This is a genomic window from Uliginosibacterium gangwonense DSM 18521, from assembly GCF_000373965.1.
Lineage (GTDB): Bacteria > Pseudomonadota > Gammaproteobacteria > Burkholderiales > Rhodocyclaceae > Uliginosibacterium > Uliginosibacterium gangwonense.
The window spans coordinates 535,156-557,531 of sequence record NZ_KB892834.1 but is presented as its reverse complement, the minus strand read 5'-3'; the positions used below and the strand labels follow the sequence as shown (position 1 = coordinate 557,531).

The following is a 22,376-nucleotide window of genomic DNA, read 5'->3' as shown; positions in this document are numbered from 1 at the left end:
ATATATTCTGGCATCTATCTGTGAATTAATTTCACATCAAGAGTAAGCGATGCGACGCCTGCCCCCACTCAATGCCCTGCGCAGTTTCGACGCTGCCGCACGCTGCCTAAGCTTCTCTGCTGCGGCAGAAGAACTCTGCGTGACCCACGGTGCGGTGAGCCATCAGATCCGCCAGCTGGAAGATTGGCTGGGCCAGCCACTGTTCACCCGCCATGCCGATGGCGTCAAGGTGACCGAGGCAGGCCAGCGTCTGCAACAGACCACCGCTCAGGCGCTGGATATGCTTGAGGCACGCTGCGCAGAAATTGCGCATCACCCGCAGGCCACCGAACTCACCCTGGGTGCTCCAGGCAGCTTCCTGGCAAACTGGCTGATCCCGCGTCTGGAACATTTCGAAGCCCGCCACCCCAACATCCGGCTGCGCCTGCAAACCGGCGCCGATCTGGCTGAACTGGCCAGCCGCCGGGTGGACGCCCTGGTCATCAGCGGCCATGCGCCCTGGCCGCGTGAGATTCAGGCCACCCCACTACTGGCAGAGGCGGTGGGCCCAGTATGCGCCCCCACCTGGCCCAACATCCCCACCACAGCTAGCGCCTTGCAGGGGCAAACTTTGTTGCATACGGCCTCACGCAAAGAAGCCTGGGCAGACTGGGCACGGGCGCAGCACATCGACCCTGCCCACCTGACGACAGGCAGGCATTTCGATCATCTGCCCCTGATGCTGGAAGCTGCCGCCAGCGGGCTGGGCATCGGCATTGCGCCCCAACTGCTGGTCGAGCGGGATATTGCCCAGGGCCGCCTGCTGGCACCACTGGGCTTCGTACCATGCGGGGCCTACTTCACCCTATGCATCGCCACCCGCCGGGCAAACGAAGCCGCCCTGCAAACCTTGCACCAATGGTTGCTGGAGGCTGCACTCACCTCCGCAAGCTAGTATCCTGTAATCTATGACAGGCTGAAGTAGCGCGCACAGAAGGGGCTGACCATGGATCGGGCGGAGCGGCGTCACCTGAAAGTTCCACTGCATGTCGTGATGGCAGGCGGCTCCACCCTGCTATTGCTGCTGGTGGCGTTTGCGCTGGCTTTTACGTCCTACCACAATACCCGCCAAGTCATCTCCACGACGGTCAATGAATCCATCCAGCATGTTTCCACGGCCCTGAAGGACAAGATCCGGGGCATTCTGCTGCCCGCCAAAAACCAACTCGAACTGCTCGCCTACCACCCGATCACCCAGGCCACTACCCTTGCCGAGCGGATCAATGCGCTGCCCATGGCGCGCACCGTACTGAGCTCCAACCCACTGCTGGACGCGTGGTACGTAGGTTACCCGAATGGGGATTTCATTCTTTTCCGCCCCTTGCGCGACGCAGCCATGCGCAAAGTCACAAATGCCCCCGCAACCGCTGCCATGCTGGTACAAAGCATCACCCGCCGCAACGACGGAAGTTTTCTAGGTGAGTATTATTTCTACAGTGCCGCCGGGGCCATCCTGCGCCAAGAAGTTCTCCCCGGCTACCGCTTTGACCCACGCACCCGCGCATGGTATGCCAATGCGCTATCCAGCGAAGGCGCTTCAATCACCGCCCCCTATATCTTCTTTACCCGCCAAGCCATTGGAGCCACCCTCTCGCAACGTAGTGCCGATGGTAAAGCGGTCATTGGCCTGGATGCCACACTGGAAAACCTTGCCCAGGAGACAAGTGGCCTCAAAATGACCAAGGGTTCCCAGGTCGCCATCATCGATGAAAATTCCAATGTCGTAGCCGTGGAAGACCTGAGCAAAGCCGTTTTTCGCAATCCCGACGGCAGCCCACGAATGGCCAATATCCGGCAGCTGGGTTTGGCGCCCCTACAAGCTGCCGCAAGCTTGGACAAGGCAGGCGTGGTCCGTACCGCCCAGTCCATCAACGGAAAAGACTGGGAGCTGATCTCCATTCCGCTCATCAATGCTGCGGCAGGCCACACGTTGCGTGTTCTCATGGCGGTCCCTCAGGATGAACTCTTCCTGAAGGCACAAACCTTGCTGCATCGCCAGTTGTTCATCACCCTGGCAGTCATCCTGCTCTCGATTCCCGGTGGCTTCTGGCTGACCCAGCAACTGGTACGCCCCCTCAAGGATCTGGCTGATGATGCCCACGCCGTGGCCACCTTTGAATTCGGCCCCGGTAAGCTCAACCGCTCCCATATCGCGGAGGTCGACCTGCTGGCCAGTGCGGCCTCACAGATGCGCGGAACCATCGCGCGTTTCCTCAATGTAAGTGCCGCGCTCAATTCCGAAACCCGGCTGGAGAGCCTGCTCGAAGTAGTGCTCAACGATGTGGCCGTCAGCACCCATGCCCACTCCGGCGCCCTCTACCTGTATGACGAAGATAGCCGCTGCCTGAAGCGCGCCCAACTACGCGCCCACAACGGGGACGAGAGCAATTACCCCGTTAGCATAGACTGCTCTATTGCGCTGGAGCACCCGGCCGCACGCGTGACCCGCGAGCACAGCGTGGTCGGCATCGCCTATACCGACGGGCCGGAACTCATCGCCGTCGCGCTGGAAACCTTCGAGAAGGAGTTTGTTGGCGCACTGGTGCTGGAATTACCCCGCCCACTGCAAAGCCACAAAGGGCGACGCGATCCACTGCGGGCGTTCATCGAGGCCCTGTCTTCCACGGCCGCCGTGGCCATTGCCACCCGCCACCTTGTCGACAGCCAAAAGCAATTGCTCGAAGGCTTGATCCAGATTATTGCCGGTGCAATCGACGCCAAGAGCCCCTATACCGGCGGGCATTGCCAACGCGTACCACAGATCACCCGTGCCCTGGCTGAAGCTGTGCATGAGAGCAAGCAGGGCCCCTTCAAGGACTACCACCTCAACGACGAAGACCGTGAAGCGATCCATATCGGCTCGTGGCTCCACGATTGCGGCAAGGTCACGACACCGGAATATGTCGTCGACAAAGCCACCAAGCTTGAGACAATCTATAACCGCGTTCATGAAATCCGCATGCGCTTCGAAGTGCTCAAACGCGATGCAGAAATTGCCTTCCTCAAAACCAACCCGACTGCCTCTGAACAAGAACAGGCACGCGCCGAACTCGACACCACATGGCGCAAACTAGATGAAGAATTTGCATTCGTGGCTTCATGCAATGTGGGTGGCGAATTCCTCGACCCAGACAAGATCGCCCGCCTGTACGAGATTGCCACGCGCACCTGGCAACGCACCCTGGATGATCGCCTGGGCCTCTCGCTCGAAGAACAGCGGGTGCTGGCGCCGATTCCCGCCCCCACGCTGCCCGCCACCGAGCTGCTGCTGGCCGACAAGCCCCAGCATATCGTGGAGCGCCCTGCCAAGGACCTGATCCCCCCGGACAACCCCTGGGGCATTTGCATGCGTGTGCCGGAACACAAATTCGACCGGGGAGAAGTGCATAACCTGTCGGTCAGCCGGGGCACGCTCACCGATGAAGAGCGCTACATCATCAACGAACACATCGTCCAGACAATCATCATGTTGGGGCGCCTGCCCTTCCCGCGCCACCTGCGCAATGTGCCGGAAATCGCCGGTGGGCACCACGAGCGCATGGATGGTCGCGGCTATCCGAAAGGCTTGAAGCGCGAGCAGATGAGCGTACCCGCGCGGATCATGGCGGTTGCCGATGTATTTGAAGCACTCACCGCAGCCGACCGCCCCTACAAATCCGCCAAGACCTTATCGGAATCCCTGCAAATCATGGCCCGCATGGTCCACGAACAACATCTTGACGGGGACATATTCGAGATATTCCTCACTTCGGGCGTGTATCAGGACTATGCCAACCGTTTCCTCAAACCGGAACAGATCGACACTATCGATATCGACGCACTACGGGCGCAGGCTAAAAGTACATAACCCGTCGGCGCCTCGCTCAGTGAGCTGATCCTGTGTATGGCATTGCTCAAGGGCAGTGGAGGACCGGGGCAAGACAGTCGCGCCACCAGCTGGCAGGCGCCTATTGACCATAGATATGTGCCCTATCTTTGATCATACCCACAGTCTGCATGCAACAACCTGTTCACCAACGCGGGCCGCCGTTGGACAATATGGCCTAAGCGGACGTGACACAGCTTCTTCCGCACAAGTACATACAGCATTCCAGGGTTCAGCACATGATATTGCGCGGCACATTTTTCTCCACCACGCTGGAGATGGAGACCAACCTTACCGTCCTCATCCCCAACAACCGGCTGCGCCAGCCGCTCGGCAAGGTCGCCTATCTGCTCCACGGCCTGTGCGGCAGAAGTGGTGACTGGCTGGATTACACCATGCTTCCGGTATACGCAGAGCAGCATGATCTGGTCTTCGTAATGCCCGAAGTTGCCCGCAGTTTCTATAATGACATGCAGTTCGGGCAGAAATTCTTCAGTTACGTGGTAGATGAATTGCCGCAGATCGTGCGCAACGTCTTCCAGGTATCTTCCCGCCGGGAGGATACCGGCGTCATCGGTGCCTCGATGGGTGGTTACGGTGCACTCAAGTGCGCGCTCTCGCGGCCTGAACAATACGCCTGGTGTGCCGCGTTCTCTTCGGCCAGCCTGTATCTCAAGGAGGGGTTGGAGCGCCAGCGCACCCATGGCAACAATTCGGTATTCCGCTCGGTGTATGGTGAGCGGCTCCTGAATGATTTCGAGGCGATCTTCAGCCCGGCGCTGATATGGCGAGAAGAGGACGAAATCACCGCCTTGGCCGCCCGCGCCAAAACCATGCCGAATCAGCCCCAGATCTATCTGGCCTGCGGCAGTGAAGATTATTTCTGCGCCGATAACCAGCGCTTCAAACAGGACATGGATGCGCTGCAACTCGATATGGCATTCGAGTCTTGGGCGGGCAAACATGACTGGGTGTTCTTCAACGAGGCACTGGAGAAATCATTGCAGCACTTCTTCCCTGCCGTTGAAACCCCAACAGCATGATCCCGCAGGCCTGTGCAAACAGGCACACGCTCAGCGTTTGCCCCGCTTGGCCGCCAATGTTGCGATCTCACCCAGACGTCGCAATGCATCATCAACGCCATCGGAATACGGCAAGCCACAGTTGATGCGCACAAAGTTTTCGTAGCGCATGGTATTGGAATACATCAGCCCTGGCGATATCAATATGTTTTCAGCCAGTGCTGCATCAAACAAGGCGTCGGAGGATACCCCACGAGGCAGCTCCACCCACAGCGGCAGCCCTCCGGCGGGAGTATTCATGCGGGTGCCGGACGGGAAGTAACGTGCCACGGCCTCGGCGGTGCGGCTGCGTTGCTCGCGCAGCCGGGCGCGCAGCCGCTGCAGGTGGCGGTCATAGGCGGCCGAGCCCATGAAATCGGCTGCAGCCAGTTGAGGCAAGGTATCGTTATTGCGGCTTTGGGCGTATTTGAGCATCTCGACCCGCGCTTGCCAGCGCCCCGCCGCCATCCAGCCCAAGCGCAGGCCGGGCGCCAGAATCTTGTGCAGGGATGCGCAGTGGATCACGCTGCCATCACGGTCCCAGCTCTTGATGGCGCGGCGCTGCATGGCCACGTCCGCCAGCGCACTGTAGGTATCATCCTCAACCAACGCCACCTGATGCTGGGAACATAACTCGACGAGCCGCGCCTTGTTCTCATCCGGCATAATGCTGCCCAGTGGGTTCTGCAGATAGGGCACCACCACGATAGCCTTGATGCCCGACTCGCTACGCAAGGCCAGCTCGCAGGCTTCAATGGAGATGCCAGTCTGCGGGCTGGTGGGGATTTCCAGTGCGCGCAGGCCCAGCGTTTCCAGTATCTGCAGCAGGCCGTAGAAGGTGGGGGACTCTACCGCCACAATATCCCCCGGCTGAGTCACAGCACGCAAGGCGAAATTGAGCGCCTCGATGCAGCCCTGTGTAACCAGAATCTCTTCCGGCGCCAACACCATGCCGCACTCCAGCGCACGGCGTGCCAACACACTGCGAAATGCCAGATTGCCCGCAGGAGGGGCCACCCGCCCGAACATATCCGGCTGCTGGCGCAGCGCCCGCATGGTGGCACGCGCCAAGGCGGCGGCGGGGTACAGCTCCGGCGCGGCCCGCGCACCCGAGAAATTCACCTTGATCGGCGCCAGTTGCCCCCGCGCAATGTAAGCCGACACACGCGCATGGATGCCCACGTACTGTGCGGCATCCAACGGCTGGTCCGCCCGGGGTTCTTCCAGTTGCGGTGTACGCAGGCTGCGTGGATGACAGACGAAGTAGCCCGAGCGTGGCCGCGCCTCCAGCCAGCCCTTGGCTTCCAGATGGCGGCACACTTGCAACGCGGTCGACAAGCTCACCGCATGGCGTGCCATCAGCATGCGCACTGACGCAAAGCGTTCCCCGGCAGACAGGCTGCCGGATTCGATGGCCTCGCGGTAATGATTCGCCAATTGTTGGTACAGCGGTGTCGATTCCATACCCGATGTTCGCATGCGCCCGTCCCCCGCAGCCGTAACAGATCTGCCCGAAACCGGGCATAACAGAGGATAAATCTTTCTTCTGTTCCGGTACAGAGTGGGATTTTCTGTGCCTGTTATGGTTCGCGTTGCCCGCCTACGATGTGCTGCATCCCCCACACACAGAGCGGAGCACAAACATGGACCAAACCGAGTATTACCTGCAAAGCGGGCAACGCCAGGGCGTCTGGCTGAGGCAAGGCGCCGTCCTTCTGGTACTGGAAGGCGGCCTCATCCTGCGCAGGCCCACCGAGTCGCTGGCGGGCACCGTGTGGTCCCACACGCTGGAATTAGGGGCAGAGCAGGCGTGGGCCACGCCTGACTCCGGGATGCATGAACTTGCCGCCCCGCACGCCACCCGGTTTGTGCTCTGCCCCGCGCCACCCGGGCTGCTCCGGCAATGTGCCGGGCGCCTGCGCAGCCTACTTCAAGCGTTGATGAAGCGCGCCAGGAAGGCACCCACGCTATCGGCAGGCAGTGGCAGCCAGACGCGATGACCACTGCCCGGTGCGATAGGCATGGCCAAGCCATCGGCGTGCTCCATCGCCTCCAGCGTGAGTACGCGATTGCCTTGGGGCTGGACGATCTCCAGGCGATCGCCCACGGCGAAGCGGTTCTTCACCTCCACCTCGGCCAGCCCGCGTACCGCATCAAAGGCCACCACATCGCCCACGTAGAGGCTGCGGGCGGATTCCGAGGTACCGCGTTCGTAGTTCTGGTATTCGCTATCATCCCGTCCGGCATTGGCTTCCTGGTGGCGGGCAAAGAAGCCGCCCGTGTAGCCCCGATTCGCCAGCCCATCCAGGGAATCGAGCAAGGCCGGGTCCAGCCCACGCCCGGCCAGCGCAGCATCAATGGCTTGCCGATAGGCTTGGCAGGTACGCGCCACGTAATATGGGCTCTTGGTGCGGCCTTCGATCTTCAAGGAATCGATACCGATCTCCACCAGCCGCTGCACATGCTCAATGGCGCGCAGGTCTTTGGAATTGAGGATGTAGGTGCCGTGTTCATCTTCCTCGATCACGTTATAGCTGCCTGCACGGCGCTCGCGCTCTTCCAGCAGATACACATCTCCGCCCGGCTCGGTGCGCCCCTCATGCACCTTGAAATCCCAGCGGCAGGAATTGGTACAGGTGCCCTGGTTCGGGTCGCGGTGATTCATGTAGCCTGAGAGCAGGCAGCGCCCGGAATACGCAATGCACAGCGCACCGTGGATGAACACCTCCAGCTCGGTATCCGGGCAGGCTTGGCGGATGTCCGCAATCTCTTCCAACGACAATTCACGCGACAGAATCACCCGCGACACGCCATTGCGTGCCCAAAACTGCACCGCCGCCGCATTCACTGTGTTGGCCTGCACCGAAAGGTGGATTTCCTGCTCCGGCCACGCCTCGCGCACCATCATCATCAAGCCGGGGTCAGACATGATCAGCGCATCGGGCTTCAACTCAATCACCGGCGCCATATCGCGCAGATAGGTCTTGAGCTTGGCCCCGTGCGGATAGATGTTGGACACCAGATAGAAACGGCCCCCGGCCGCATGCACGCGGTCAATCCCGCTCTTGAGTACCGCCAAATCACCAAAATCATTGTTACGCACGCGCAGGCTATAGCGCGGCTGACCCGCATAGATCGCATTGGCGCCAAAGGCCAAAGCCGTATCCAGCATGGCCAAAGAACCAGCCGGCGCCAGAAGTTCAGTTTTCTTGTTCATGATGCACAGACAAACAGGGGTGGGGGATCATCCGTTTTACCACATTCGCCGGATTCTGGCAGCCAAGGACGACTCGCACCACCACGCATGGAGTGATCTGCGAGGATCACCCGATGTTCACCCGCCTAATCACCGCGACGAAGCGCCGCAATGACCGTACCCACCAACACGGATATTGCGCCACAGCCAACCGCCATTGGAAGTACGGAACGAGGCCAGGTCCAGTGGGAGTAAAGAATGGCAACGAAAAGCAGCAATGCGGCCAGAAAGCAAATCAACGCCAACTGGAGCAAAAACCGCTGTAACGGCGTTCCCTGCTGGAAATTGGCCTCAGCGCCTGAAATAAAGAGGCGGGAAAGCAGGAATGCCACCAGAACAATCCCCATCCCCACCCATAACCCAAGCCAGGAAAAGGAGGGGCTGGCTTCACCAAAACTGGGGATCCGTGCCGCAATCAGACCGAAACAAGCTGCCAAGGCGCTGACAGTAAAGATGCGAGTAAAAGAAGCCATAACAGATAAGTTTTTATGCCTGCCTGTCAGATTCGCGATGAAAATAAAGCCCCTCACCATACAATGACACCGATCTCTTCGTGCTGGGACAATTACAACGCGTATTGCGTAGATACCGTCTCGCTAGTCAAGCGACATTTCCCCTAATCAACGCCCTCCAGGGCGCGGCAAGCTGTGCATCCGGAGGCCCAAAGATCAAGTTCACTTTTCTGTACCAGACAATTTCGCTAGCACAAACTCCCTTACACACTGAGGCTGACTATAGAACGCAAGGTTGATTTCTATAGAAACGGACTTTCCTACCAAACGAAACGCCTGCGCTGAAACCATAAAACTTGACATTTCATCCCAAGCCAGTCTTTTCATGACAAAAAACTTTCCTTTTTTAAAAAGACTTCCTTGCCAAACATACTCATTCGTAATTTTTGTCGTTCCAATTTTGTATATTGCCGGCACAAACAAAAACACCAATAACCACACCCCAAAACCAACCGTCAAAGACTGAAACCTGCCCAAAGAATTGAAAAACACAGCATCCAAAACCAAATAGCATCCCCAACAAAAAGCAAGAAAAACAACACAGGAAGAAAAAACAATATACAACCTACTTACTTTATATGACGTATCTTTCATAACCATTCCACAATAACAAATTCACATGTACACGCTCAATTTATTATTTCTAACCGAGCAAGGTTGGGTAAGCCGTAGGCGTCACCCAACATTTCGCACACATCTACCGAAGAGATAACCGACCACCCACATACAATATGCGCCACAGCTTACCTAACCTACTTCGCTGGCACCACTTTTCTTAGCGTGTAGCCCATCGCGCCCAGACGCTCGACGACACTGCCATCGCCCACCAGATGCAATACCCCGATGGCGACGAATGCGCCATCGCGTGTTCTATACAGTTGGTCGATTCGACGTGCAAGCTTTTCGTTTCGGTCATCCAGCAGTTGCTTCTTCAGATCTTTCTCCATGCGATCAATACTAACTTGCAGGGTTTTGATGTCACCGGCTTCCCATGCGCTGGCAAATTCAATCTGCGCCTGACGGACTTTGCCGCTTTCGAAACGCTCAAGTAAGCCTTCCCAATAGGCTTTTAGATCGCGGGGCATATATGCAAGCGCCGTAGCCTGCTCCTCAACAGATTCAAGTTCGACCAGCGGTTTACCCTTCACTTTCATATATGCGATCACAGCCTGATCAATCGCAAAATCGTGGAAAATGCCTTGATCACGCGCAGAGAGAAAATCCAGTATTTCCGTTCTGGACCCAAGCGAAACACCTGCGACCTGCTCCTGTGATATGCATGCAGCCTCTAGCAGTTTGTCAACTCGGTGTGCAAACTGCTCCTCGTCAGAGATGCTCAAGGGATTGGATACGTTTTGTATCAAGGCCTGAGTGGCTGCCTGGGTAGCCGCTGCCATGCGTGCCGCCAATGTGGGGTTGTCGGTATCAAGCTCTACCGCCAAGAGCTTGGATTGAATGAGTGACTGACTGACAATCGGTCCAGGAAAATCCCAATCCAGGCGGCCAAGATGTATCACGCCATAAAGGTATGCGGAATGTCCGTTTTTGCTCACCTCCCATAGCACACCTCGATCTGCATGCCTGGACCGAGCAAGCTTCTGCAAGCTCGCTTGATCCGTTGCCGGCAGACTTGGGCAAGCCTGCCCATCTGCAAACGCAGCACCGGCAAATGACATGAAAATTGCGGTCAGGCAAATGAATACATATAGATTACACAAGTTGGCAAAACGTCGTGTCTCAGTTTTATATTTATGCTGGCTCATGTTCTTCAAGGTGGTCAATGTGAAGGGCGGCATCGTTTAAACAACGCATAAGACAGGATCGCGTAGCGATGCCGCCATTATGCCATCTAGTCTCTCCTTGCTGAATCGGCCTTATCCGTTATAAGTGAAAAAACACCATCAATCCAAAAAGGATAAAGAACCACACAAACCAGCTCACTATAAATTGCTCGCGGAATTTGGCAGTGGTACGGCTCTCGCCATAGCGACGCAAGGCAGGGAGCCCGTGTGAGTTTTTAAATAGCCACAAGTAGAGCCTCATGGGCCATGTCAGCCCGGACTGTACACTAAAGATCCGAGTGACCGTGGCCATAACAAGGCCACCGGTTGCAGCGATGATGAAGCCTTTAAAATCAGCGGGTAGTTCGTTCCAGATCATGATCTATTTTTTTCCCACAGCCTTGAAGATGACAGCAAGCCGCATGCCTCTGTGATGCAGAGGTAATGCCGGAAGGGTCAGCATACGCCGGGGGACATGACCCGATCAAGCCGCCTGTTCGTCAATACAGAAATATCTTGCCGTATCACACATGGGGAGGAAGGCAATGGGATGCGCTACTTCTTACAGCCGCCATATTTTACCGGTTCCCGTTGCGGGTCGTACCAGTATGTCTCGATGTTGTACGGAGTCTCTTTGCCCAACTCTGGATTCCCCACTGTGAAAAGTCGGCGCTGGCATAGATTGGCGCGCCGGAGCAGTGCAGCGTGGTACCCGTAGAACATGCGGTCGAATGTGCCATCGGCAATCAGCGCCAGCAAACCGGTACGAACGCGCTCGGCCAACTCGGGTTTTGTCGGCGAAACGAAGAAATATTTTGGAAACGGATAATAGAGCAATAGGTGCTCTTCAACGGTGAGCTTGGGGTATTGAGTCTTGCGCAGATCATGCTCAATGAAAATTTCTGCAAGTCCCCTCGGCATATAATCAAACCGGTTGGCACCCAGCATGCCAAACAGGCCCTCATAGTTATTGCCAGTCACCATGTTAAAGTCATACGCTTGGTAGATCGGCAAAGATGACCATCCCAGCTGTACGCCAACGCGGAGGTGCTTGAGTTCGTCAATGCTTTTCAGCTGATCGAACAGTGCTTGATCTTGCGAGCGAATGTGGAAGAGGCGATAACCGCCGATGCCCTTGTCGATCGGTATGCGGATGGGCACCAGTCGACTTTCCCACTCTGATTGGCTGGCCTTTGCGCTCAAATTCACGCGCTCGCCGCGTTCGAGTTCATAGAGCAGGCGTTTGCGGTCCATCGCCATGCGGCTGAAACGGATTTCGTAGTCGCCAAACTTTGGGCGGGTCTTCTCCAAAATGGCATAAAGCAGCTTATCCGGGAAATCATTGCGCTTGTCGAGGGCCGTTTCGGGTGGATCAATAATCACCAACATCCGCCCGGGTGCGGCAACAGCCCCGCCTGGCAGCAATAACGCCATCAGCATCAAGCTCAAGCAGATCTTTCGGATACCGATATTCAGGTCGCGGCCAGCCATTGACGCCTCCACCAATGCAGCAAAGCCAACTCTTTACTTTCCCCCAACCCGGTGCTTCATCAATTGCATAATCCGGCACCTCGGGTGATTCCTTGAAGCATAGCATCAAGATATATGATCGCACGCCGTGTCACACGAGTCCCCGGCCCGGCAGGGGTGCGATACGTGTTGCGTACCGCATGCCTGCGTTCGTTCAACCCAATTCGAGTGTCAGGTCGCTGCGGGCGTGGGTGCTGCAGGCCAGCACGTAGCCGGCTTGCTGGTCTTCCGGGCTGAGCGGGCCGGTCTGGGTGCGGTGGACTTCGCCCTGGCTCACCTTGCAGCGGCAGGAGCCGCATACCCCGGTCCGGCAGGCGCCGATGATGGGAAGCCCGGCACGCTCCAGCACATCAAGCAGGGTTTCAGTGCTGTCAATCTGGTTCTGGCTGCCAAAGGCGGGTACGTTCAAGGCATAGCTGGCAGCTGCTTCGCCCGATGCAGCTACGGGCGCCTGCGGAGTGAAGAAGCTCTCACTGTGGATAGCATGATCGGCGATGCCCATTGCTCGCAAGGTGTCCGCAATCAAGTCCATGTAGGGTTGTGGCCCACACAGATAGGCTTCGATCGGCGTTGCGGCGGGGAGTATCTCGCGGATGCGTGCGGCATCAATGCGCCCGACATGACAGGGGCGGTCAGTCTGTGGCCGGGTCAGGAAGTGATGCAGATGGAATCCTGGGTGGCGTGCAACAAGCTGGTGGACTTCTGCATGGAGGATGAGGTTGTTTTCATCCCGGGCGCTGTGGATGAAATGGATCTCCACATCTGGGCGATGAGCCAGCAGCCAGTGGGACATCGCCACCATCGGGGTGATGCCGCACCCCGCAGAAAATAACGCAACATGGCGCGGGGAGGCCACATCAAGATGATGTGCGGGGGTGAGGTGGAAGCTGCCTGCGGGGGAGAGCGCAGGCACCTGGCTGCCAGGCTGGACGTGGTCAATCAGCCAGTTGGAAACCTGCCCACCGGGTACACGGCGGATGGCGACACTCACCCTGTCCTGCACAGCGGGATCGCTGGCAATCGAATAGGCACGCAGCTTGAGTTGATTTTCAATGAGACCGCCCAGGCAGATGAACTGGCCGGGCAGGAAGTCGATATGTATGCCTGCAGGCGCGGCAAACTCGAAACGGGTGCAATCGGCGGTTTCTTCGTGGCGCAGCAGGCAGGTCAGGTTTGCCTGCCCTTGCCAGACGGGGGTGGTTGTCATTTTGAATACGAGGGGGAAACAGTGGGCAACAGCTATGGCACCAGCAGCGGTGCCGTAAAATTTGCAGTGGCAAACCGGCTTGCGATCACGCCTTCTGGCAACAGATCGCAAGCCGGTTTAGGGGCAGTGCTCAGGCAGCCAGCATCTGGGCCAGATCATCTTCCACGGTGGTGATGAGTTTGAGGCCGAACTTCTCGTTGAGGATGCCAAGCAGGTTGGGGGTGAGGAAACCGGGGGCTGTCGGGCCGACACGAATATCCTTCACGCCCAGCGAGAGCAGGGTAAGCAGGATGACAATGGCTTTTTGCTCGAACCAGGAGAGCACCAGCGACAGCGGCAACTCATTGACGCCACAACCAAAGGCGTCCGCCAGCGCCAGGGCAAGCTGGATCGCGGAGTAGGCATCATTGCACTGGCCCACATCCAGCAGACGGGGGATGCCGTTGATGTCACCAAACTCCAGCGTGTTGAAGCGGAACTTGCCACAGGCCAGCGTGAGAATCAGGCTGTCTTGCGGCACGCTTTGCGCCAGCTCGGTGTAGTAGCTGCGCTCGCGCTTGTCGCCATCACAGCCGCCGATGAGGAAGAAGTGCTTGATGTTGCCTGCCTTCACCTGCTCGATCACTGCCGGGGCAGCGGCCATCAGCGCATTGCGGGCAAAACCCGTGGTGGTGTAGACCGGGGCAGCATCCTGCTTGAAGCCTTCTTCGGCCAGTGCGGCCTCGATGGCGGCCGAGAAATCGTTGCCTTCAATGTGGGTGGCACCCGGCCAGCCCACGATGCTGCGCGTGAATATGCGGTGGGTATATTGACCGACCGCCGGGTTGATGATGCAGTTGGAAGTCATCACGATGGCGCCGGGGAAGGCCATGAATTCGCGCTGCTGGTTCTGCCAGGCGGTGCCATAGTTGCCCACAAGATGCGGGTACTTTTTGAAGGCGGGGTAGGCGTGTGCGGGCAGCATTTCGCCGTGGGTGTACACGTTGATGCCCCGGCCAGCGGTCTGTTGCAGGATGAGTTCGAGATCCCGCAGGTCGTGGCCGGAAACCAGGAGGGCCTTGCCCGTCACTGGCTGGGTGTTGACGCGGGTGGGTTCGGGGTGGCCGAAGGTGTCGGTTTCGCCCTTGTCGAGCATCGCCATGATGCGGTAGTTGATCTGGCCGATATCCATCGAGCATTGGAACAGGGCACCAATGTCGGTGGGCTCGGTCGCCAGAAAGGCCATGAATTCGTGGAACTTGGCCGCTACACCGGCTTCGGTCTGGCCCAGTACGCGGGCATGTTCGATATAGGCCGCTGCACCCTTCAAGCCATATAGGCAGAGCAGGCGCAGGCCGAGCACGTCTTCACCAATTTCGGCACGATGACGATTGAGTGCGAATTCTCCGGCGCGTTGCAAAATCGCTTCGCCTTGCGCGGGTAGTTGCAGGTCTGCAATGGCAGGCAGGGCTTCGGGGGCCACGCCCTGGCTGCGGCAGGCTTCCAGATAGCGGGCCTTGAGTGCATCGCGCAGGGCCTGGGCATGCTGGGTGAATGCGACGATACGTGCCGGGTCGAAGTTGACGTTGGTCAGCGTGGCGAAAAGCGCCTCTGGCACGTAACAATCGATTTCAGCATCGATCACGTCGAGCTTGCGGGCGGCCACGGCGTAGAGCGAGACGGCCTGCAACTGCTTGACCAGTGCGTCTTGCAGGTCGGAGACCTCTGCGGTTTTTCCGCACATGCCTGCGGCATAGCTGCAACCGTTGCTTTGCGGGGTTCGGATCGTGTGCTCACATTGAACGCAGAACATGGTGGAAGATTCCTACAGAAAGATTGGAACCTCTCCTAGTGCGAGAAGTGTGCCGCAACGTGAAAGCCCTTGATGCTTATAGGCTTTTTACCAGGGGCCTAACATGAATAGAGTCAGATTGACTCCTCTATCTCTGAGTCAATCTGACTCTTATGCGTCGATTTGACTCAAACCCAGGCGACGGGCAAGGCGTTGCAGGTTGGCCCGATCCGTTTGCAAGGCCCGCGCGGCCTGGCTCCAGTTGCCTTGTGCACGCAGTAAAGCATTGCTGATCAACTGGCGCTGATAGGCCTCAATCGCTTCGCGCAGCCCCAAGGTATTGGCATCTGCAACCACCAGGGCTGGGGAAGATGAGGCGGCCTCCGCTAGATCCAGTTCCGCTGCCTGGACAAGGCCACGCTTTGCAGAGCGCTGGCGCACCCGCAGGCTGGCACGCAGGAGCAGGTGCTCCAGTTCGCGCACATTGCCGGGCCAATCGTAGGCCATCAAGGCGGCCAGCGCGTCGGGGCTGAGGTCGATACGTTCGCCGCCGAGCTTGCTGCGGGCCATATCGAGGAAATGCCCGGCCAGCTCGGGGATATCCTCACGGTGTTCCCGCAGGGGCGGGACGGCCAACGGAAAAACGTTCAGCCGGTGGAAAAGATCGGCGCGGAAACGCCCCGCCTCCACCTCCCGGGCAAGGTTGCGGTTGGTAGCGGCAATGATGCGCACATCCACATGGATGATCTGGTCAGCCCCGACACGCTGGATTTCACCTTGCTGCAAAGTCCGCAAAAGCTTGGCCTGCAAGGTCAGCGGGAGTTCGCCGATCTCATCAAGGAAGAGCGTGCCGCCGTGGGCCAGCTCGAACTTGCCGACACGGTCGGCATGGGCACCGGTGAATGACCCACGGCGGTGGCCAAAGAGTTCGCTTTCGACCACTGATTCGGCCAGGGCTGCGCAGTTGATCTGCACCAAGGCTTGATCGGCACGTGCCGACTGGGCATGCAGGGTGCGCACCACCAGTTCCTTGCCGGTGCCCGTCTCCCCGGTGATCAGCACCGCCAGCGGGGTTTGTGCAACCAGGGTGATATCGCGCCGCAGGTGCTGCATGGCCGTACTCTGGCCCAACAGATGGCCCCTCAATTGCAAAGCCTCGCTAACCAGATCGCGGGCAATGGCGCGTTGATGCTCGCATGCCGATTCCAGAGCCTGGATTAAGGCAAGATTGTGGAGGCTGACGGCCGCCAGCGCAGCAAAGGCAGCAACCGTGGAATCGGGCAGATCATCAAAAGCATGGGCGTCGAGCGCGTCCAGGGTGAGCACCCCCACGGCTTCGCCATTGATATGCAGGCTACACCCCATGCAGGCGTGGACATCTTGGGCACGCTGGGCGTCACGGGCCAGTAGGCCATCGAAAGGGTCCGGCAAAGGGCTATCTGCGGGGAAATGCAGCGGCACATCCGAGGCCAGAATCGCCCGCAGCCGGGGATGCTCGGCCAGCTCGAAACGCCTGCCCTGCAACTCCGGCGCCAAACCAAAACTTGCAACAGGCAGCAGGGTTTGGGCCTGGAGCCGGAACACGCCAACCGCATCGCAAGGCAGTACAGCACCCATGGCAGAAACCAGGCGCTGAAAGTGCAATTCTCCTGGCATAGAATTGGCCAGATCGGTGGCGATCTGGCTCAAAGCATGGTCAATGGCCTGCTGGTTGAGCATGAAGAGGCTGCGTGATCCGAGAAAAAAGGAGGGGGATTGACTTGATTTGCACCCCCTGGCCAGGCACTGATGCTACCCGATTTTGTGCTGCCTGATACGGTTCCGTGGATAAAGTCCCGCGCTTTTTGGCAGGGAACGCCATGCCGTATACGGCCCCCCGTTTTCCTGGCGGCCAAGGGTTTCGGAAGCCAAGCGTAATAATGTGTGTTAGCAGCGATTTCGACACTTTTATCCACAATCCAGGCATTGGAAATACGCCGTTCATTGCATAGTCTGTACGCTAGGGATGCCAAAGACGGTCATCCTGTGTGTTTTTTCTGTTTGTAAAAAAGGGCAAACCCACCGAAAGGTGGAGACGCAAAGCTTCCGGCCTAAAGCGTAGAACGCAATGGCAGCGGGGCCGCCGTTGGCATATTTGTCAGCCGTGAATGCGTTGCCCCGTCACGCAATTGGATGGGTCATGCACATGTCTTTCATAAAATCAATTTCATCCCACCCTGTTACAGCCACAACGCTGTTGAGCGCCCTGCTGCTGGTGGCTTGCGGGGGTGGCGGCGGCTCCGGCGGGGGAAGCACAGATGCTACGTCCAGCCAGATCCTGATTTCCATGGCGGCAACAGGCAGCTCCGAGCCTGCTGCATCGGATAGTACGCCAGCATCCTCTGAATTTGCTTCAACGCAGGTTGTGCAACCGGTTTTCCACCTCGCCCCGACGGTGTTGAGCGAGCCGGATGATAGCGATGCCTTGGACAACACGGCCTCCTCCCACGCCCTCCCTCACGTCCAGGGCCTTAGCGGATATGCGACAACGCTGAACACCACGCGCCTGACGGTTCAGGACATCAGCTTGGCGCATGCACTGGAAATCTCCGGGCAGGCCTCGGCCACACCGAATGTAGGGGCGCTGGCCACCCCTTCGGTGGTGACCACCTATACGCCCGCGCAGATTCGTGCAGCATACAATATGCCGACCATGCCGTCGACGTGGATATCCCTGGCATCACTTCAGGCTGCGCAGATGGGGGCGGGCCAGACCATCTATATCGTGGATGCCATGCACGACCCGAACGTAGCAGCAGAACTGGCAGCCTTCAACCAGAAATTTGGTCTGCCCGGCTGCACCACCAATATGCTGGGCACAGCCAGCCTGCCATTGCCCACAGCCTCTTCCAGTGCATGTGTATTCTCGATTGCCTACAGCACGACAGCGGGCGCGCTGACAACTACGCCACCGGCATACAATTCCAGTTGGGCAACGGAAATCACCCTGGATGTGCAATGGGCACATGCGACCGCGCCACTTGCCCGCATCGTGCTGATTGAAGCACCTGATGCTTCGGTCAATTCGTTGGTTGCCGCCATCCAGTTGGCCGCGAGAATGGGATCGGGCATTGTCTCGATGAGTTTTGGTGCCAATGAAGGCAGTTGGGCCAGTACCATTGATTCGGCCTTTGCCAGCAGCAATATGAGCTACCTTGCCGCAACGGGTGACAATGGCGCTGCGGTAAGCTGGCCCGCCGTATCCACCAAGGTATTGGCCGTTGGCGGCACGACCCTGAGTTACGCTGACAGCACTGCACGTACTGAAACGGTGTGGAGCGGCACAGGTGGCGGCATCAGCGCCTATGTGGCGACACCGAGCTACCAGAGCAGCCTGCCCGGTTTTGGCACACCCGCCCGGCGGGCGACGGCAGATGTCGCTTTCAACGCCGATCCGTATTCCGGCCAGTATGTTGCAGTCATTTCACCGGGTAGCTCCACGGTCAGTTGGGTCAGCGCCGGTGGCACGAGCCTTTCGACGCCACAATGGGCAGGGCTGCTCGCGGTTGCCAATGCCACACGGGTGCAGGCGGGCAAAACCATCCTCGGTTTGCCACACACCATGTTGTATGCGCAGATCGGAGCCGTTTCCGCAACCTATGCCAATTCCATGCTGGATGTGACCAGCGGTAACGATGGCACTTGCTCAAGCTGCTCGGCCCGCGTGGGGTATGACCTGCCAACCGGCCTGGGCACGCCCAAGGTATCGAGCCTGCTGACAGCCTTGGGTGGCAGCACCACGGCCAGCACACCGGTAGTGAGTTCCGCCAGTGTCAGCGGGGTCACGGGTACGTCATTGTCATTCAGCGTGACGGCCAGCTCTGCCCACCCGCTGACCTATAGCCTCAGTGGAGCGCCCACGGGGATGACGATCAGCTCCGCCGGGGTGGTGAGCTGGCCCAGCCCGATGGCGGGGACTTATGCCGTCACCGTGATCGCCAGGGATATCCAGACCTTGTTAAGCGGCCAGGGGGTCTATACCGTCAGCATTACTGCGCCGAAGCCTCCGGTGGTCAGTTCTGGCAGCATCAGCGGCAAGACGGGTGCGGCGCTGAGCTTCAGCGTGGCGGTGACGGCAGCCAACCCGGTGAGCTATTCGCTCAGGGGAGCGCCCACGGGTATGACGATCAGCTCCACCGGCACGGTGAGCTGGCCCAGCCCGGTCAAGGGCAGCTACGTGGTCACGGTTGTAGCGCAAGACCAGAAGACGTTGCTCAGTGGTCAGGGGAGCTACACGGTGACGATCACCGCCGCAACGCAGGCGCCCGTGATCACGGCCACGGCCCTGACCGGGGTGGCGGGCAAGGTGCTGACCGGCTCATTCACGGTGACGGACCCGAATGGCTATGCCATGTCGGTCAGCATCAGCGGGGTGCCCTATGGCATGAGCTTCGCAGTCAGCGGTTCGACCATCAGCCTGCGTTGGCCGAGCCCTGTAACGGGCAGTTATGTGCTGAAGATCGTTGCCACCGATATGGCAGGGCTGAGCAGTTCGACGACCTTGCCCATCACGATCGCCGCCAGGTAAAACCTGTGTATCAGTGACAAGGCCTGCCTGGAAGCAGGCAAGCCTTGTGCCGTATACGGGCCTTGAATCGCGTCGTGGATCAGTGCTTGTGCAGGCGTGCTTCCAACTGCGCCAAGCGTTGCCCAAGCGTATCCAGTTCTTGCCGGAAGACCTGGAATTCCGCCTGCCCAAGTGGCCCGCCCTGGCGTTCTTCGCGCAGGAATTCGGCCAGCCCGGCCGGCCCGCGTTTGAAGATTTCCGCCGTCTGGCTCAGCGCGCCCCCCACAACAAGTTCGGTACGGTGGGCCAGCGCGTCGCCCAGCATGGGGCTCAGCGCCGCGCCCAGATCGGGGCGCAGATGGCCCAGCAGGAGCGAGAGGGTTTCGGCAAAGCGTGCGTTGCCGCCGACCTCCACATGGCGGGACAAATCATCAAGCCGGCCCCCCAGAATGTCCCCCAGGGCAGAAGCCGGGAGCCGGAGTTCAACATCCGCCTCCACCTCATGCCCTACTTCGCTGACCAGCCCTTCTGCCGTAACCTGGAAACGCAGGGCGAGAAGGCCGCAGTGCAGGATGGCGACCTCGCCCACATGCTCACCCAGGCGCTTGCGTGCCCAGCTTTGCTGGCCCAACAGATGGTTGAGGAAGGCGAGGGCGGAACGCTTGAACATGGCGGAGTGAACCTGTTTGCAATCTTGAGCGGGAGGACAGCAGCCGGGTGCTTTCTAGAACTTGTAGCCACGGTGCAAAGCCACCGCTCCTGCTGCAAGGTTGAAGTATTCCACCCGCTCCAGCCCGGCCTCGCGCAGCATGCCTGCCAGCGTACCCTGATCCGGGTGCATGCGGATAGATTCGGCCAGATAGCGGTAGCTGTCGGCATCGTTGGCGACCTTCTGGCCCAGCCAGGGCAGTACCTTGAAGGAATAAACGTCGTAGGCCTTGGCCAGCGGCTTCCAGATCTGCGAGAACTCCAGCACCAGCAGGCGTCCGCCGGGGCGCAGCACGCGGCGCATCTCGGCGAGCGCCACATCCTTGTGGGTCATGTTGCGCAACCCGAAGGCAACGGTGACCAGATCAAAGTGGTTATCCGGGAAGGGCAGCTTTTCGGCATCACAAAGCGCCACCGGTGTGATGTTGCCCTGGTCGAGCAGGCGGTCGCGCCCCACGGCGAGCATTTCCGGGTTGATGTCGGTGAGCCAGACCTGCCCGGCCTCGCCCACCTGACGGGCAAAGGCGCGGGAGAGGTCGGCCGTGCCACCGGCCACGTCCAGTACCCGCTCGCCACGGCGCACGTTGGCAATCTGGATGGTGAAGGCTTTCCACAAACGATGCATGCCGCCGGACATCAGGTCGTTCATTACATCGTACTTCTGGGCAACCGAGGAAAATACGCCACGCACGCGACGGGCTTTTTCGCTTTCCGGCACTTGTTCAAAGCCGAAGTGGGTAGTCTTGTCATTCATGGTCTGGATTCTCAGTGTTTGCCACATCCGGTGCTGGGGGGCGCCGGGCGCAAATGCGGGGGAACGGGGGCGGCGGGGTCGCGGCTGGCACCTTCGGCGGCGAGCTGTTGCAGGTAGGTCGCCCACAGCGCATCATGGTCATGAGCCAGTTCGTACAGATAGCTCCATGAGTATAGGCCGCTGTCGTGCCCATCGGAAAACACCAGTTTGACGGCGTAGTTGCCGATCTGCTCGATGTCGGTGATGCTGACTTCCTGCTTGCCCACCTGCAGCACTTCCTGGCCCTTGCCATGGCCCCGGACTTCTGCCGAGGGCGAATAGACACGCAAAAACTCATGGCTGAGCTGCGCGCTCAGTCCATCTTCAAAGCTGATCTCCAGCACCCTGCTGCGCTGTTGCAGGGTAATGGCGACGGGCATGGGCGGGGGGGAACTATGATCAGCCATGGCGGTGCAAGCAAACGATAATGGGGCAATGATAACCGAGGCACCGGACGATGGCGGCACCCAACGCTGTTTTTGGATTTGTTGCAGAATGCTTACCTGTCACAAAATCGTCACGGTGCTGCAATAGACTGCTTCACCATACCCCCGATGGAGTGTAAATGCGATGGCTGCGAACATACTTCTTGTTGAAGACGAACCTGCGATCCAGGAGCTGATTGCTGCCAATCTGACTCGCGCTGGCCACACCGTGCTACGCGCACAGGATGCCGAGATCGCCACCCGTATCGTGCGCGATGCGCTGCCGGACCTGGTGCTGCTGGACTGGATGCTGCCTGGCCAGTCGGGCATCGAGTTCGCCCGCCGCCTGCGTGGCGAGGAGCGCACTCGCAACGTACCGATCATCATGCTCACGGCCCGCAGCGAGGAGCATGACAAGGTGCTGGGGCTGGAAATCGGGGCAGACGATTACGTCACCAAGCCTTTTTCACCACGCGAGTTGATGGCACGCATCAAGGCCGTGCTGCGCCGCCGCGCGCCACAGACCACTGAAGACGCGGTGGAAATGGCCGGGCTGCGGCTGGACCCGGTCACGCACCGTATCTCCAGCGGCGCCCAGCTGATCAACCTGGGGCCGACTGAATTCCGCCTGTTGCATTTCCTGATGACGCATGCCGAGCGCGTACATTCACGCGCCCAATTGCTCGATCAGGTATGGGGGGATCACGTATTCGTGGAGGAGCGCACGGTGGATGTGCATATCCGCCGCCTGCGTAGTGCACTGGAGGCGACCAACCATGACCGCCTGATCCAAACGGTGCGCGGCTCCGGCTACCGCTTTTCGGTTGAAGTGATGGCGACTGGTGAGCTGGAATAAGGGAGCACGGCCATCGATCCCACTCA

General features: G+C 59.0%; 19 protein-coding genes and 1 riboswitch. Of the genes, 6 read left to right on the top strand and 13 right to left on the bottom strand.

The annotated features are described in order from the left end of the window. Positions 1 to 49 precede the first annotated feature (49 nt). The 3 genes from B145_RS0102540 (at position 50) to B145_RS0102530 (ending at position 4,947) form a co-directional block, all read left to right on the top strand. Positions 50 to 934, top strand: a complete 885-nt coding sequence (locus B145_RS0102540) for a LysR substrate-binding domain-containing protein (RefSeq protein ID WP_018604969.1) — start codon at positions 50 to 52, stop codon at positions 932 to 934. Between the two features lie 51 nt (positions 935 to 985). After that, the gene (locus B145_RS29200) at positions 986 to 3,886 is read left to right on the top strand and encodes an HD domain-containing phosphohydrolase (RefSeq protein WP_026258758.1); all 2,901 of its coding nucleotides are present in this window, start codon (positions 986 to 988) and stop codon (positions 3,884 to 3,886) included. A gap of 257 nt (positions 3,887 to 4,143) precedes the next feature. Next, complete coding sequence (locus tag B145_RS0102530) at positions 4,144 to 4,947, top strand: alpha/beta hydrolase (RefSeq protein WP_018604965.1); 804 nt, start codon at positions 4,144 to 4,146, stop codon at positions 4,945 to 4,947. 30 nt (positions 4,948 to 4,977) lie between these two features. Here B145_RS0102530 and B145_RS0102525 read toward each other — a convergent pair whose 3' ends face one another. Further along, entirely contained in the window at positions 4,978 to 6,444 is a 1,467-nt protein-coding gene (locus tag B145_RS0102525) for an aminotransferase-like domain-containing protein (RefSeq protein WP_026258757.1), read from the bottom strand. Positions 6,445 to 6,608: 164 nt separating this feature from the next. On the opposite strand from B145_RS0102525, the gene B145_RS28500 reads away from it, so the two are divergent. After that, complete coding sequence (locus B145_RS28500; RefSeq protein ID WP_157288236.1) at positions 6,609 to 6,965, top strand: hypothetical protein; 357 nt, start codon at positions 6,609 to 6,611, stop codon at positions 6,963 to 6,965. On the opposite strand, the gene B145_RS0102520 is transcribed toward B145_RS28500, so the two are convergent. The 9 genes from B145_RS0102520 to norR form a co-directional block, all read right to left on the bottom strand. Beyond that, positions 6,896 to 8,182: a peptidase U32 family protein gene (locus tag B145_RS0102520; protein ID WP_018604961.1), complete on the bottom strand. Its 1,287-nt coding sequence runs from the start codon at positions 8,180 to 8,182 to the stop codon at positions 6,896 to 6,898. The genes B145_RS28500 and B145_RS0102520 overlap by 70 nt on opposite strands. Positions 8,183 to 8,307: 125 nt before the next feature. Further along, positions 8,308 to 8,754, bottom strand: coding sequence for a hypothetical protein (locus B145_RS0102515; RefSeq protein ID WP_157288235.1), 447 nt, complete (start codon positions 8,752 to 8,754; stop codon positions 8,308 to 8,310). Between the two features lie 141 nt (positions 8,755 to 8,895). Next, the gene (locus B145_RS0102510) at positions 8,896 to 9,327 is read right to left on the bottom strand and encodes a hypothetical protein (RefSeq protein ID WP_018604959.1); all 432 of its coding nucleotides are present in this window, start codon (positions 9,325 to 9,327) and stop codon (positions 8,896 to 8,898) included. 158 nt (positions 9,328 to 9,485) lie between these two features. Further along, positions 9,486 to 10,496, bottom strand: a complete 1,011-nt coding sequence (locus B145_RS0102505; protein ID WP_245541819.1) for a TraB/GumN family protein — start codon at positions 10,494 to 10,496, stop codon at positions 9,486 to 9,488. Between the two features lie 118 nt (positions 10,497 to 10,614). After that, the gene (locus B145_RS0102500; protein WP_018604957.1) at positions 10,615 to 10,893 is read right to left on the bottom strand and encodes a hypothetical protein; all 279 of its coding nucleotides are present in this window, start codon (positions 10,891 to 10,893) and stop codon (positions 10,615 to 10,617) included. A gap of 176 nt (positions 10,894 to 11,069) precedes the next feature. Next, complete coding sequence (locus B145_RS24160) at positions 11,070 to 12,005, bottom strand: type 2 periplasmic-binding domain-containing protein (protein ID WP_018604955.1); 936 nt, start codon at positions 12,003 to 12,005, stop codon at positions 11,070 to 11,072. Between the two features lie 193 nt (positions 12,006 to 12,198). Beyond that, entirely contained in the window at positions 12,199 to 13,251 is a 1,053-nt protein-coding gene (locus B145_RS24155; protein WP_018604953.1) for a flavin reductase family protein, read from the bottom strand. A gap of 130 nt (positions 13,252 to 13,381) precedes the next feature. Then, positions 13,382 to 15,043 carry a hydroxylamine reductase gene (hcp, locus tag B145_RS0102485; RefSeq protein ID WP_018604951.1) on the bottom strand — a complete coding sequence of 554 codons (1,662 nt, stop codon included), beginning with the start codon at positions 15,041 to 15,043 and terminating at the stop codon, positions 13,382 to 13,384. 150 nt (positions 15,044 to 15,193) lie between these two features. Then, on the bottom strand, positions 15,194 to 16,741 hold the full coding sequence (norR, locus tag B145_RS0102480; RefSeq protein WP_018604949.1) for a nitric oxide reductase transcriptional regulator NorR: 1,548 nt from the start codon (positions 16,739 to 16,741) through the stop codon (positions 15,194 to 15,196). 322 nt (positions 16,742 to 17,063) lie between these two features. Next, positions 17,064 to 17,149: riboswitch (cyclic di-GMP riboswitch) on the top strand. Positions 17,150 to 17,207: 58 nt separating this feature from the next. Between norR and B145_RS0102475 the strand changes: the two genes are divergently transcribed. Then, complete coding sequence (locus tag B145_RS0102475; RefSeq protein ID WP_083917586.1) at positions 17,208 to 19,589, top strand: putative Ig domain-containing protein; 2,382 nt, start codon at positions 17,208 to 17,210, stop codon at positions 19,587 to 19,589. A 79-nt stretch (positions 19,590 to 19,668) separates the two neighbouring features. Here B145_RS0102475 and B145_RS24150 read toward each other — a convergent pair whose 3' ends face one another. From B145_RS24150 to B145_RS0102460, 3 genes are read right to left on the bottom strand one after another with little or no spacing between them, the layout of a single operon-like run. Beyond that, complete coding sequence (locus tag B145_RS24150; protein ID WP_018604946.1) at positions 19,669 to 20,238, bottom strand: ubiquinone biosynthesis accessory factor UbiJ; 570 nt, start codon at positions 20,236 to 20,238, stop codon at positions 19,669 to 19,671. 54 nt (positions 20,239 to 20,292) lie between these two features. Next, the gene (gene ubiE / locus B145_RS0102465) at positions 20,293 to 21,030 is read right to left on the bottom strand and encodes a bifunctional demethylmenaquinone methyltransferase/2-methoxy-6-polyprenyl-1,4-benzoquinol methylase UbiE (protein WP_018604945.1); all 738 of its coding nucleotides are present in this window, start codon (positions 21,028 to 21,030) and stop codon (positions 20,293 to 20,295) included. Positions 21,031 to 21,041: 11 nt separating this feature from the next. Then, positions 21,042 to 21,476 carry a gamma-butyrobetaine hydroxylase family protein gene (locus B145_RS0102460; RefSeq protein WP_018604944.1) on the bottom strand — a complete coding sequence of 145 codons (435 nt, stop codon included), beginning with the start codon at positions 21,474 to 21,476 and terminating at the stop codon, positions 21,042 to 21,044. Positions 21,477 to 21,639: 163 nt separating this feature from the next. Here B145_RS0102460 and phoB point away from each other — a divergent pair, with 163 nt between their 5' ends. Continuing rightward, the gene (gene phoB / locus B145_RS0102455) at positions 21,640 to 22,350 is read left to right on the top strand and encodes a phosphate regulon transcriptional regulator PhoB (RefSeq protein ID WP_018604943.1); all 711 of its coding nucleotides are present in this window, start codon (positions 21,640 to 21,642) and stop codon (positions 22,348 to 22,350) included. Positions 22,351 to 22,376 lie beyond the last annotated feature (26 nt).